General features: G+C 66.0%; 11 protein-coding genes and 3 pseudogenes. 6 read left to right on the top strand and 8 right to left on the bottom strand.

The genetic code is table 11. The features are described from left to right. Positions 1-523, bottom strand: a pseudogene (gene gatB / locus I5M_RS23870) (Asp-tRNA(Asn)/Glu-tRNA(Gln) amidotransferase GatCAB subunit B); the annotation flags it as partial. 4 nt (positions 524-527) lie between these two features. Continuing rightward, complete coding sequence (gene gatA, locus I5M_RS23865) at positions 528-2,006, bottom strand: Asp-tRNA(Asn)/Glu-tRNA(Gln) amidotransferase subunit GatA (RefSeq protein ID WP_022723691.1); 1,479 nt, start codon at positions 2,004-2,006, stop codon at positions 528-530. A 247-nt stretch (positions 2,007-2,253) separates the two neighbouring features. Here gatA and I5M_RS23860 point away from each other — a divergent pair, with 247 nt between their 5' ends. After that, entirely contained in the window at positions 2,254-2,493 is a 240-nt protein-coding gene (locus tag I5M_RS23860; RefSeq protein ID WP_022723690.1) for a BrnA antitoxin family protein, read from the top strand. 1 nt (position 2,494) lies between these two features. Here I5M_RS23860 and I5M_RS23855 read toward each other — a convergent pair whose 3' ends face one another. The 4 genes from I5M_RS23855 to I5M_RS23840 all read right to left on the bottom strand — a co-directional run bounded on the left by I5M_RS23855 (position 2,495) and on the right by I5M_RS23840 (position 4,469). Then, positions 2,495-2,701, bottom strand: coding sequence for a hypothetical protein (locus I5M_RS23855; protein WP_022723689.1), 207 nt, complete (start codon positions 2,699-2,701; stop codon positions 2,495-2,497). A gap of 13 nt (positions 2,702-2,714) precedes the next feature. Beyond that, complete coding sequence (gatC, locus tag I5M_RS23850; RefSeq protein WP_022723688.1) at positions 2,715-3,002, bottom strand: Asp-tRNA(Asn)/Glu-tRNA(Gln) amidotransferase subunit GatC; 288 nt, start codon at positions 3,000-3,002, stop codon at positions 2,715-2,717. Between the two features lie 73 nt (positions 3,003-3,075). After that, positions 3,076-4,152, bottom strand: coding sequence for a nitronate monooxygenase family protein (locus I5M_RS23845; RefSeq protein ID WP_022723687.1), 1,077 nt, complete (start codon positions 4,150-4,152; stop codon positions 3,076-3,078). Between the two features lie 80 nt (positions 4,153-4,232). Next, positions 4,233-4,469 carry a hypothetical protein gene (locus I5M_RS23840; RefSeq protein WP_022723686.1) on the bottom strand — a complete coding sequence of 79 codons (237 nt, stop codon included), beginning with the start codon at positions 4,467-4,469 and terminating at the stop codon, positions 4,233-4,235. Between the two features lie 121 nt (positions 4,470-4,590). On the opposite strand from I5M_RS23840, the gene ruvX reads away from it, so the two are divergent. Both ruvX and I5M_RS23830 read left to right on the top strand, forming a co-directional pair. Then, positions 4,591-5,076 (top strand): Holliday junction resolvase RuvX, encoded by a 486-nt coding sequence (gene ruvX / locus I5M_RS23835; protein WP_031337408.1) that lies wholly within the window; start codon positions 4,591-4,593, stop codon positions 5,074-5,076. A 20-nt stretch (positions 5,077-5,096) separates the two neighbouring features. Then, complete coding sequence (locus I5M_RS23830) at positions 5,097-5,483, top strand: YchJ family protein (RefSeq protein ID WP_022723684.1); 387 nt, start codon at positions 5,097-5,099, stop codon at positions 5,481-5,483. A 111-nt stretch (positions 5,484-5,594) separates the two neighbouring features. On the opposite strand, the gene I5M_RS23825 is transcribed toward I5M_RS23830, so the two are convergent. Both I5M_RS23825 and ipdC read right to left on the bottom strand, forming a co-directional pair. Continuing rightward, entirely contained in the window at positions 5,595-7,244 is a 1,650-nt protein-coding gene (locus tag I5M_RS23825) for an acyl-CoA dehydrogenase family protein (RefSeq protein ID WP_022723683.1), read from the bottom strand. 73 nt (positions 7,245-7,317) lie between these two features. Next, positions 7,318-8,946, bottom strand: a complete 1,629-nt coding sequence (ipdC, locus tag I5M_RS23820) for an indolepyruvate/phenylpyruvate decarboxylase (protein WP_022723682.1) — start codon at positions 8,944-8,946, stop codon at positions 7,318-7,320. A 155-nt stretch (positions 8,947-9,101) separates the two neighbouring features. Here ipdC and I5M_RS23815 point away from each other — a divergent pair, with 155 nt between their 5' ends. From I5M_RS23815 to plsY, 3 genes and pseudogenes are all read left to right on the top strand, one after another. Next, positions 9,102-10,055 carry an aspartate carbamoyltransferase catalytic subunit gene (locus I5M_RS23815; protein ID WP_022723681.1) on the top strand — a complete coding sequence of 318 codons (954 nt, stop codon included), beginning with the start codon at positions 9,102-9,104 and terminating at the stop codon, positions 10,053-10,055. An 18-nt stretch (positions 10,056-10,073) separates the two neighbouring features. Next, a pseudogene (locus I5M_RS30535) lies at positions 10,074-11,380 on the top strand (dihydroorotase). A 147-nt stretch (positions 11,381-11,527) separates the two neighbouring features. Next, a pseudogene (plsY, locus tag I5M_RS30530) lies at positions 11,528-12,123 on the top strand (glycerol-3-phosphate 1-O-acyltransferase PlsY). The last annotated feature ends 139 nt before the right edge of the window (positions 12,124-12,262 follow it).

The raw sequence follows: 12,262 nt of genomic DNA, 5'->3' as shown, positions 1-12,262 counted from the left end.
TGTCGGGCTTGGAGACGATCTCCATCAGCGCGATGCCGCAGCGGTTCAGATCGATCAGGGACTGCGACGGCGACTTGTCGTGCAGCATCTTCGCCGGGTCCTGCTCGAGGTGCAGCCGCTCGATGCCGACCGTTGCGGTCCTACCGCCCTCGAGTTCGACGATCACCTCGCCCTCGCCGACGATCGGCGACTTGTACTGGCTGATCTGGTAGCCCTGCGGCAGATCCGGATAGAAATAGTTCTTGCGGTCGAACACCGAGCGCAAATTGATCTTTGCGTTCAGTCCAAGGCCAGACCGGATCGCCTGCTTGACGCACTCTTCGTTGATCACCGGCAGCATGCCGGGCATGGCCGCGTCGACCAGCGACACCTGGCTGTTCGGCGTGCCGCCGAATTCGGTCGACGCGCCGGAGAACAACTTGGCCTTGGTGGCGATCTGAGCGTGGATCTCCAGCCCGATCACGACCTCCCAATCGCCGGTGGCGCCCTTGAGGAGCTTTGCGGGTTTGACGGGTGCGTTCATCGGTTCAGGCCCACCACTTCGTCGGCGTAAAGCGCCCTGCTGCCTGCTCGATAACCTCGCCGAGCGAGAACAGCGTCTCTTCTTCGAACGGACGGCCGATCAGCTGCAACCCCAGCGGCAGACCCTGCGCATCGAGCCCGGCCGGCACCGCGATGCCCGGCAGGCCCGCCATGTTCACCGTCACGGTGAACACGTCGTTCAGATACATCTCGACCGGATCGGCCCCCGCCTTCTCGCCGATGCCGAACGCCGCCGACGGCGTCGCCGGCGTCAGGATCGCCGAGACGCCTTGGGCGAAGCACTGCTCGAAGTCACGCTTGATCAAGGTGCGGACCTTCTGGGCGCGGAGATAATAGGCGTCGTAATAGCCGGCCGACAGCACATAGGTGCCGATCAGCACGCGGCGCTTGACCTCGGCGCCGAAGCCGGCCGCACGCGTGTTCTCGTACATCTCGTTGACGTTGCGTCCGCTCACGCGCGCCCCGTAGCGCACGCCGTCGTAGCGCGCGAGGTTGGACGACGCTTCCGCCGGCGCGACGATGTAATAGGCCGGAAGCGCGTATTGGGTGTGCGGCAGCGACACCTCGACCAGTTCGGCGCCTGCGGCCTTCAGCCAGTCGGCGCCTTGCTGCCACAGCCGCTCGATCTCCGACGGCATGCCGTCGAGCCGGTACTCCTTGGGAATGCCGATCTTCTTGCCCTTCACAGAGGCGCCGATCGCAGCCTCATAGTCGGGGACCGGGCGGTCGACCGAGGTGGTGTCCTTGGCGTCGTAGCCCGCCATCGAGCGCAACAGGATCGCAGCGTCGCGCACCGAGCGGGCGATCGGACCGGCCTGATCGAGCGACGATGCGAAGGCGACGATGCCCCAGCGGGAGCAGCGGCCGTAGGTCGGTTTGATACCGACCGTGCCGGTGAACGCCGCCGGCTGACGGATTGAGCCGCCGGTGTCGGTGGCGGTGGCGCCGAGACACAGCCCGGCCGCCACGGCCGCAGCCGAACCACCGGACGAACCACCCGGCACCAGCTTGGTATCCGAGCCGGCGCGCCGCCACGGATTGACGACCGATCCGAAGCACGAGGTCTCGTTCGACGAGCCCATGGCGAACTCGTCGTTGTTGAGCTTGCCGAGCAGCACCGCGCCGTCGCGCCACAGCTGCGATGACACCGTCGACTCGTAGGTCGGCGTGAACTCGCCGAGGATCTTCGAGCACGCGGTGGTGCGTACGCCATTGGTCGCGAACAGATCCTTGATGCCGAGCGGGATGCCCTCGAGCGGCCCCGCCTCGCCCTTGCCGATCCGCGCATCCGACGCCTGCGCCATCGCCCGCGCCTGGTCGGGCGTCTCCAGCACATAGGCATTGAGCCCGCGCGCCGCCTCGATCGCGGAAAGATGCGCGTCGGTCAGCTCGACCGCAGTGAAGGATTTTTGCGCGAGGCCGTCTCTGGCCTCGGCGAGCGTCAGCGATGTCAGGTCGGTCATCTTGAACGGGGCGCCTGCATGATGGGAGCGGTTCAGGCGCCATCCGCATCGCGGATCTGGTGCCTGGACGTTCCGCGCTGGCTAGCACAGCCCCCCCTCAAAATGAAGGGATTGTCCGCCAACGGCCGGCATAGGAGCATTCCGGCATTGACCAATCGATTATTGTAGTTACATAATTCATGGCGATTACATTGGTACTGCCATGCCAAGGAAGAAGTCCGCTGGGCCGCCCTCTTTCGGCAAAGCTTTGACTGACGATCCCGACGACGCGCCCGAGTTGCTCGACGAATTTTTCCTTACTGGAGAGATCCGCGAAGGCGACAAGATCATCCGCCGTGGCCGGCCACCGTTCGGTGCGCAGCCGAAGAGCTCGGTGACATTGCGGCTGGATGCCGACGTGCTCGACGCCTATCGTGCGCTCGGACGGGGTTGGCAGTCGCAGATCAATGCAGACCTGCGCCGCGTGCGGAAGCTGAAGAAGGCGTGAGCTACTTGTTCACCGGGCTGCAGAAGAACGGCGACAGCGTCTTGTCGTCCTCGGGCCGGTCGCGGCGGGCTTTGTCTGCGGCCTGCATCTGATCGAGCACGGCATCGACAGCTTCATCCGGATCAGCGCCCTTGCCCTGCCGCTCCATCGCGTCGAGATAGTCCATGTAGGCTTGATAAGCCTTCTCGTCGTCGCAAAGCAGGCACATCGGCGTCGTCCTATTATTCGACCACCTTGGGCACCACGAAGAACTGCTCTTCAGTCGCCGGCGCGTTCGCTAACAGCTGATCGATAATGCCGCCATCGCTCACGACGTCGGCGCGCATCTTCATCTCCATCGGCGTCACCGAGGTCATCGGCTCGACGCCCTCGACGTCGACCTGCGACAGCTGCTCGACGAACGCCAGCATGGCGTTGAGCTCACCCTGCAGATGCGGCACTTCGTCGTCGGTGACGGCAATCCTTGCCAGATGCGCAACACGGCGGACGGTGGCGGCGTCGACGGACATTATATAATGACCCTTCGGGACAATGCGATGGCCGTCCTATAGCAGAGCGGGCTTTCGCGCCGCAACCGAAGCATCAGCGAGAGAGCTGGCTCAGCCGCGCCAGCGCCGCACCGGCGAAGGCACGCGTCAGTTCCTCGGCCGGCAACTCCTTGCCCAGCCGGACCGCCTGTCCGGCCCACAGATTGGTGAAATCCACCCGCCCCTGCTTCTCCGCTGCCGCTTTCAGCGGACCGAGGGCCGCCGACGCGTGCGGGAACGCCGGCGCATCGGCCGTCACCGGACCGACTTCGCGCATCACCCGATTGATCACGCCGCGCGCCGGCCGGCCTGTCATCACATTGGTGATCACGGTGCCGTCGTCGCTCGCCTGGGCCAGCGCGCTGCGCGCCGGCGTGCTGATCTTGGATTCCGGGCAGCGCAGATAGGCGGTGCCCATTTGCACCGCGGACGCGCCGAGCGCAAACGCTGCCGCAGTGCCGCGGCCATCGGCGATGCCGCCGGCCGCGATGACGGGCACCCGCACCGCATCGACGATCTGCGGCAGCAGCGCGAACAGTCCCGGCTGCTGGCCGATACTTTCGGTCATGAACATGCCGCGATGACCGCCAGCTTCCGCGCCCTGCGCAATGATCGCATCGACGCCGTGCTCTTCGAGCCAGATCGCTTCGCGCACGATCGTCGCTGACGCGATCACCTTGGCGCCGCAGGCTTTGACGCGATCCAGCAACGATTTCTCAGGCAGACCAAAATGGAAGCTCACCACTTCCGGCCGCAGCTCTTCGACCAGCGCGCACATCGCTTCATCGAACGGTGCGCGGCTCGCAGCCGGCACCGGCATCGATGGATCGAGCCCATACTCGGTGAAGTAAGCGGCGAGCCGCTGCCGCCACACAGCTTCGCGTGCCGCGTCGGGCTGCACCGGCGTGTGACAGAAGAAGTTGAGATTGATCGGCGCCGACACTTGCTGGCGGAAGATGCCGACCTGCTCACGCGCCTTGTCGGCGCTCAGCATCGCGCACGGCAGCGACGCCAAGCCACCGCCCTTGGCGACAGCGATCGCGAGTTCGGCGTCCATCGCGCCGGCCATGGGCGCCAGCAGTATCGGAAACTCGATCCCGAACAGATCGAGCAGGCGGCGGTCAGGCCACATCGTCAGCTCTCTATAGATGATGAAGGAGAGGCAGCGCCGTTGCCGCCGGAACCGACTTTATACGCGCGCAACGTGCGGCGCTATCCCGCCAGCGGGCGGCCGATCCGCAGTTTCAGCACGAAGCGGCGAAGCGCCACGCCGGCCCAGATCGCCTCCGCGATGCCGAATGGCCAGGCGCCCTGCAGGAAGCCGTAGATCGAGCCCAGCGCGCAGGCGATGGCGAACACCAGGATGAACCACGGGCTGCGATCCTCGACCGCGTAGCTGATCACCATCACGGTGACGGCAAACAATCCGAACCAGGTCAGCGCGTCCATTCTGCGTCCTTTGGCAATGCAACCTTTTTAGCGCAAGCGAGCCTCTTCCATCCAGAAGCCTTGGCGCCGCAGTGAGCCCCACCTTTGCCCGGCTCGCCTCCGCCGTGCTATGCGCAGCCGCATGCCAGCTCCCATCCTGCCCTTGATCGACGCCGTTCCGCTCTGGCCCGCACGCGGCGCCCTGCTCGGCCTCGACCTCGGCACCAAGACCATCGGCGTCGCCGCCTCCGATCCCGATCGGCGGCTCGCCACCGGCGTCGAGACCATCGCCCGCAAGGCGTTCACCGCCGACGCGCAGCGGCTGCTGGCGCTCGCGGCCGAACGCTCGGCCAGCGGCTTCGTGCTCGGCCTGCCGCTCAACATGGACGGCAGCGAAGGTCCGCGCGCGCAATCGACCCGCGCCTTCGCCCGCAATCTGTCCCGCCTCACCGAGCTGCCGATCGGCCTGTGGGACGAGCGGCTGTCGACGGTTGCGGTCGAGCGCGAACTGATTGCCCAGGACGTCAGCCGCGCCAAGCGGGGCAAGGTCATTGACGAGCACGCCGCGATCTTCATCCTGCAAGGCGCGCTCGACCGGCTCGCCACGTTGAGGCAGTCCGGCGGCTGAGCGCTGACGCGGAGCCGGCGATGACGTGCGTGTGCGGATCAGGAAAGCCTTACGAGGATTGTTGCGGTCCGCTGCTGGCGCGCAAGCGAGAGGCCGCGTCACCCGAAGCGCTGATGCGCTCGCGCTACGCAGCCTACGTGCTGAAGGATTTCGATTACATCGTCGAGACGACCGATCCTGACACGCGCGACCTGTTCGACCACGACGCCAACCGCGCCTGGATGGAAGAGTCGAGCTTCGTCGACCTATTGGTGCTTGCCGCCAGCCACAAAGGCAGCCGTGGCACCGTCGAATTCGTCGCCCGCTTCAAACGCGGCGACGCGCCCGAACAAACCCACCACGAACGCTCGCAATTCCGCAAACACAAGGGCCGTTGGTACTTCTCAGCGGGAGAGACGGTGGGCTGAGAGCCACCAGCTCTCCTCCGTCATTGCGAGCGAAGCGAAGCAATCCAGCGCAGTGCAAGAAGCTGGATTGCTTCGTCGCTTCGCTCCTCTCAATGACGAAGAGACGTCCAGTCAGAGCTCCGGCAGCGCCCTCGCCAGCAGACTTCGCGCCTGCTCTGCCGTGAGATCGGCGGCGCCGTACATCGAAGTCGGATCACCGGCGAGGCGGGTCCTTGCAAAGACTTCGGCGTGCGGCGGATAGACTTCGTTGAGCGCCGCGGCCGCAGCGAGCTTGGCCAGCGTCTCGACCGCGAGCCTTGCGGTGCGTTCGTTGTCGGCCTGCAGCAGCGCACGGGCGACGCGGCTGGCGGCGGCCGGGCCGCCGGTCAGCGCCGCGGTCTCCTGGATCAGGGTCTGCAGCACTTCGGTGCCGGCATCGCTTTCGCGCGACATCGCGCGCAGCACGTCGAGGCACATCACGTTGCCGGAGCCTTCCCAGATCGCATTGACCGGCGCCTCGCGATAATGCCGCGCCAGGATGCCGTCCTCGACGTAGCCGTTGCCACCGAGGCACTCCATCGCCTCGTAGACGAAGCCGGGCGCCGTCTTGCAGATCCAGTACTTCACGGCCGGCGTCATCAGCCGCATGTAGGCGGCTTCGAGATGATCGTGCGGCGCCTGATCGAAGGCCCGGCACAGCCGCATCACCAGCGCGATCGAGGCTTCGACCTGCAGGGCCATGTCGGCAAGCACGCTCTGCATCAACGAGTGATCGGACAGATGTTTCTGGAACACACTGCGATGCCGCGCATGGTGCAGCGCGTGCGCCAACGACGAGCGCATGATTCCCGCGGACGCGATGGCGCAGTCCTGCCGCGTCAGCTGCACCATCTGAATGATGGTGCGGATGCCGCGTCCCGCTTCACCGACCGGCACCGCATAGGCGCCGGTGAACTCGACTTCCGACGACGCGTTGGAGCGGTTGCCGAGCTTGTCCTTGAGCCGCTGAAACTGCAGCGCGTTGACTGAGCCGTCCGGCGCGAAGCGCGGCATGAAGAAGCAGCTCAGCCCCTCCTCGGCCTGCGCCAGCACCAGGAAGGCATCGCACATCGGCGCCGACATGAACCATTTGTGGCCGACGATCCGATACGCATCGCCGTCGCGGATCGCACGCGTCGCGTTGGTACGCACGTCGGTGCCGCCCTGCTTCTCGGTCATGCCCATGCCGACGCTCATGCCGCGCTTGGTAGGCCACGGCGCAAACGTCGGATCGTAGTTGCGGCTGCCGAGCACCGGCATCACTTGCGCGAGCAGATCGGGCTGCGCCGCCAGCGCCGCCACCGAGGCGCGTGTCATTGTCACCGGGCAGAGGTGTCCGGCTTCGACCTGCGCGGCCATGTAGAACTTCGCCGCCCGCACCACTTCGGAGGCGCCACCGGCCGGCTTGCCGTGCTCATCCCAAGTGGAATTGTGCAGCCCGGCCTGGAAGCTGGCGGCCATCAGCTCGTGATAGGCGGGATGAAACTCGACCTGATCGCGGCGCTGGCCCTTGGGGTCGAAGGTTTTCAGCTTCGGCGTGATCTCGTTGGCGAGCCGGCCGTACTCGGCCATCTCGGCCGTGCCCCATTTCCGGCCGAACGCCTCGAGTTCGACGTGGGCGTTGCCGCCGTGATTGAAAGTCACCGCCTCGACCAGCGGCCGGTCGATGCCGAACAAGTCGACGTCCTCGAGCGGCGGCGACTGGTTGAACACCTCGTGGGTGGCGAAGGAAGGCTGAGTCATGTGGATCCCCAAGAGGGCGAACGATTCGGCGGCATGTTATGCGCAAAGCCGCCCCAGATCACGCGGCGACGGCTCACTTCATCCGTTCGCGCGCGGCCTTGAAGCCGGTCACGAAGCGGGCCAGCGTGTGTGACGTCTCGCCGCGCGGCAGCATCACCTCGACCAGTGAGAACACCCCGCGCCGTTCCACGGCACGATCCAGCGCGACCGCAAGCTCGGCCCGCGTCGCCACACGCTCGCCGACGCCGCCGATCGCATTCGCGACCTGGGCAAAGTGCCAGTCGTCGAGATCGTTGAACTTCGACTCCGGCTGGAACACCCGCAGCATTTCCCAGCTGCAATTGTTGAACAGCACCACGATCGGATCGAGACCGTAGCGCTTGCAATTCCCCAGCTCCCAGCCGGTCATCTGGAACGCGCCGTCCCCGACCAGGATCAGCGGCCGCAGCCCGGTCATGGCCACGCCGATGCCGGCCGGCACGCCGAAGCCCATGCCCGCGTAGTAGCCGGGAGCGGCCAGCGCGGTGTTGTCGATCTCCATCGCGGTGAACAGGCAATCGCCGATATCCGCCGTCATCGGCATGGCGCCGTGGCGATCGAACAGATCGTTGATCGCGGTGGCGATGTCGGACGGCGCAATTGCGCCGCTATCAGCGGCGAGGCCGCGCGGATAGCTGATGCCGTTGCCAGAATTGCGCGGACGCTGCGGTTGCTGCGCCGCCCGCGCGTCAAGCCCGGCAACCAGATCGGCCAATGGCAGGTCGCGATAGACGTGATGGCCGATCTGCACTTCGCGCCCCGTCGCCAATACGGTGCGGCGAGGATCGGTCATGTTGTTCGACAGCGCGAAGTTGGTGTCGCACAGGATGACGCCGAACATCAGCACCAGATCGGCGTTCTCGACCAGCGCCGACAGCGCCGGATCACCAGCCGCGCCCAAATAGGTTCCGGCGACGACGTCCTCGCCTTCGAGCAGGCCGCGGCCCATGAAAGTCGTCACCACCGGCACGCCGAGCTTGCGCGCCAGCGCAGCGACGTCCTTCTCGACGCCGTAGCGGCGGATCTCGATGTCGACCACCATCACCGGCGACGCAGCCTTGGCGATGCGACCGAGGATTTCGTCGCAGCATTCGGCGAGCGCGCCCGGATCGGCTTCGCGACGCGGCAATCTCACCACCGGCTCGACCTGGGCGTCGACCATATCGCGGGGCAGTTCGATATAGACCGGCAACGACAACTCGAGTGCGCTGCGCAGTACCCGGGCGATTTCGGCCGGCGCGGTCGCCGGATCGTTCAACACCGCCTGGGCGCAGGTCACTTCCTTGAAGACGGCGAGCTGGCTGTCGACGGTGCGGACCTGGTGATGCAGCAGATAGCCGCTGGTGCGCTCGCGCGCGCCCGGCGCGCCGGCGATCACCACCACCGGCGAGCGCTCGGCGTAGGCGCCGGCGATCGAATTGACCAGGTTGAAGGCGCCCGCTCCGTAGGTCACGACCGCGACGCCGAGGCCACCGTGATAACGCGATGCCGCATCGGCCGCGAAGCCGACCGCCGGCTCGTGGCTCAGTGTGAAATACGGCAGCGTGCCGCTTTTCTCGATCACCTTGAAGAACGGCAACACGAAATCACCCGGGATGCCGAAGATTTCGTTGGCCCCATGCGCCTTCAGCGCATCGAGCAGAGCGTTGGCGAGCGTCGGCATGGCTGGTTCCTGAAACGGTGCACAGTCAGCGGATCGAACCGCTTTACCAGAGCTTGCGACCTTCGACCAACGCCGCACGCCGCGGGGGATTATTGCCAGGGCCGGCGGGAACGCGCTTGCCGGGCTTTCCGTCTCTCCCTATAGGTTTGGCTTTAATGACCCCCGAACCGAAATCGACTTTTGTCCTCGGCCACCGGCATTTGCTGGGGATCGAAGGGCTTTCCGCCGCCGACATCACCGGCCTGCTCGACCTGTCGGAAGAGTATGTCGAGCTCAACCGGCAGATCGACAAGAAGCGCACCAGCCTGCGCGGTCGCACCCAGGTCAATCTGTTCTTCGAGGCCTCGACCCGGACGCAGTCCTCGTTCGAGATCGCCGGCAAGCGCCTCGGCGCCGACGTCATGAACATGAGCGTGTCGTCGTCCTCGATGCGCAAGGGCGAGACCCTGATGGATACCGCGGTGACGCTGAACGCGATGCACCCGGACATCCTGGTGGTCCGCCATCACGCCTCCGGCGCGGTGGAACTCCTGGCCCGTAAGGTCGACGGCTCGGTCATCAACGCCGGCGACGGCGCGCACGAGCATCCAACCCAGGCGCTGCTCGACGCTCTGACAATCCGCCGCAACAAGGGCCGGCTCGAAGGCCTCGTCGTCGCGATCTGCGGCGACGTCATGCATTCGCGTGTCGCCCGCTCCAACATCCTCTTGCTCAACACCATGGGCGCGCGTGTCCGCGTGGTCGGCCCCTCCACGCTACTCCCACCAGGCATCGAACGCCTCGGCGTGGAAGTCGCGCGCGACATGCGCGAAGGGCTCGAAGGCGCCGACATCGTGATGATGCTGCGGCTGCAGCGCGAGCGCATGAACGGCTCGTTCGTGCCGTCGAGCGGCGAGTATTTCCACTACTTCGGGCTCGACCAGAAGAAGCTGGCCTATGCCAAGCCCGACGCGCTGGTGATGCATCCGGGGCCGATGAACCGCGGCGTCGAGATCGACTCGATCGTCGCCGACGGCGCCCAATCGCTGATCCGCGAGCAGGTCGAGATGGGCGTCGCCGTGCGCATGGCGGTGCTCGAAGCGCTTGCCCGCAACCTGCCGAACGCCTGAGCTGGAACGGGACCGACCATGCTGACCGACCGCCGCCCGATCCTGCTCGCCAACGCCCGCCTGATCGACCCTGCCCGCGACTTCGACGGCATCGGCGATGTGCTGATCGCCGACGGCGTCATCCGTGACGCCCGCCGCGGCATCGGCGCCGCCGGCGTGCCCGAAGGCACCGGACATCATCCATTGCCACGGCATAGTGGTGGCGCCCGGCCTCGTCGACTGCGGGCCTTCGTCGGGGAGCCCGGCGCGAGCCATCGCGAGACTTTGCCTCCGCAGCCAGGCCGCTGCGGCCGGTGGAATACCACATGGTCTGCCAGCCCAACACCTCGCCGGTGATCGACAATTCGGCCACCGTCGACTTCGTGATGCGCCGCGCGCGCGACACCGCGATCGTCAACATCCACCCGATGGCGGCGCTGACCAAGGGCCTCGAAGGCGCCGAGATGACCGAGATCGGCCTGCTGAAGGCCGCCGGCGCAGTGGCCTTCAGCGACGGCGACATCTCGATCACCAACGCCCAGGTGATGCGTCGCGCCCTCACCTACGCGCGCGACTTCGACGCGCTGATCGTGCATCACACCGAGGATCCCGACCTCGTCGGCGAAGGCGTGATGAACGAGGGCGAATTCGCCACCCGGCTCGGCCTCGGCGGCATCCCCTGCGCCGCCGAAAGCGTGATGCTCGAGCGCGACATGCGACTGGTGAAGCTGACCGGCGGCCGTTACCACGCCGCATCGCTGACCTGCATCGAGTCGCTGGAGATCCTGCAGCGCGCCCGCGATCTCGGGCTACGTGTCTCGGCGTCGGTGTCGATCAATCACGTCACGCTGAACGAGAACGATATCGGGCCGTATCGCACCTTCCTCAAGCTGGCGCCGCCGCTGCGCACCGAGGACGACCGCAAGGCGATGATCGAGGCGCTCGCCTCGGGTCTCGTCGACGTCATCATGTCGGACCACAATCCGCAGGACGTCGAGGTCAAACGCCTGCCCTTCGCCGAAGCCGCCGCCGGCGCCGTCGGCCTCGAAACCATGCTGCCGGCCGGATTGCGGCTGGTGCATAGCGGCGAGCTCGATCTCCTGACGCTGATCCGCGCGATGTCGACGCGGCCGGCCGAACTGCTCGGCCTGCCCGGCGGCACGCTGCGCTCGGGCGCGCCGGCCGACCTGATCGTGATCGATGCCGACACACCGTGGATCGTCGATCCGAACGAACTGAAATCGAAGTGCAAGAACACGCCGTTCGACGAGGCCCGGTTCTCCGGCCGCGTCGTCCGCACCATCGTCGGCGGCCGCACCGTCTACGAGCACGTGAGTGCGCATTGAGAGGCTGAGATGCAGCCTGAGAAACTACGGATGACTTATCCTCGTCATTGCGAGCGAGGCGAAGCAATCCAGCTCCGTGCACTGAGCTGGATTGCTTCGTCGGCTTCGCCTCCTCGCAATTGACGGCAATTATTTGAGGAGACCCCAATGCTGATCGGCATCTACATCGCGGCGCTGCTGCTCGGTTATTTGTTCGGCTCGGTGCCGTTTCGGGTTGATCCTCACCAAGATTGCCGGGCACGCAGGATTTGCGCAGCATCGGCTCCGGCAATATCGGTGCCACCAATGTGCTGCGCACCGGCCGCAAAGGCCTCGCCGCCGCAACGCTGCTACTGGACGCGCTGAAGGGTACGGCTGCGGTCATCATCGCCGCGCAGTTCGGCGGCGCCGAAGCCGCGATGCTGGCCGCACTTGGTGCGTTTCTCGGACACCTGTTTCCGATCTGGTTGAAGTTCAAAGGCGGCAAGGGCGTCGCCGTCTATATCGGCGTGCTGATCGGCCTGTTCTGGCCCGCCGCCGTGGTGTTCTGCGTGCTGTGGCTCGCCACCGCGTTCACCACCAAGTACTCGTCGCTCTCCGCGCTGGTCGCCGCGTTCGTCACCCCGATTTTTCTGTGGTGGTTCGGCCACCCCGCCCTCGCCTCGCTGTTTGCTGTGCTGACCCTGCTGCTGTTCTGGATGCACCGCGAAAACATCAAGCGCCTGCAGAGCGGCACCGAGAGCCGGATCGGCGAGAAGAAGTAACCGGCGTTCGAAGAGCCGACCACCGTTAACCTGCACTCCGCGCCGCAGCAGATACGGATCGGTCGGCAGTCTCGAAGCGCCCGAAATCGAGCGCCATCGCGGTCAGCCGCGCCGGCCGAAGCAACCACAACAGTAACGA

The organism is Rhodopseudomonas sp. B29 (assembly GCF_000333455.1).
Lineage (GTDB): Bacteria > Pseudomonadota > Alphaproteobacteria > Rhizobiales > Xanthobacteraceae > Rhodopseudomonas.
Note: the sequence above shows the minus strand (reverse complement) of the source record. Positions and strands in the feature narration are given on the sequence as shown.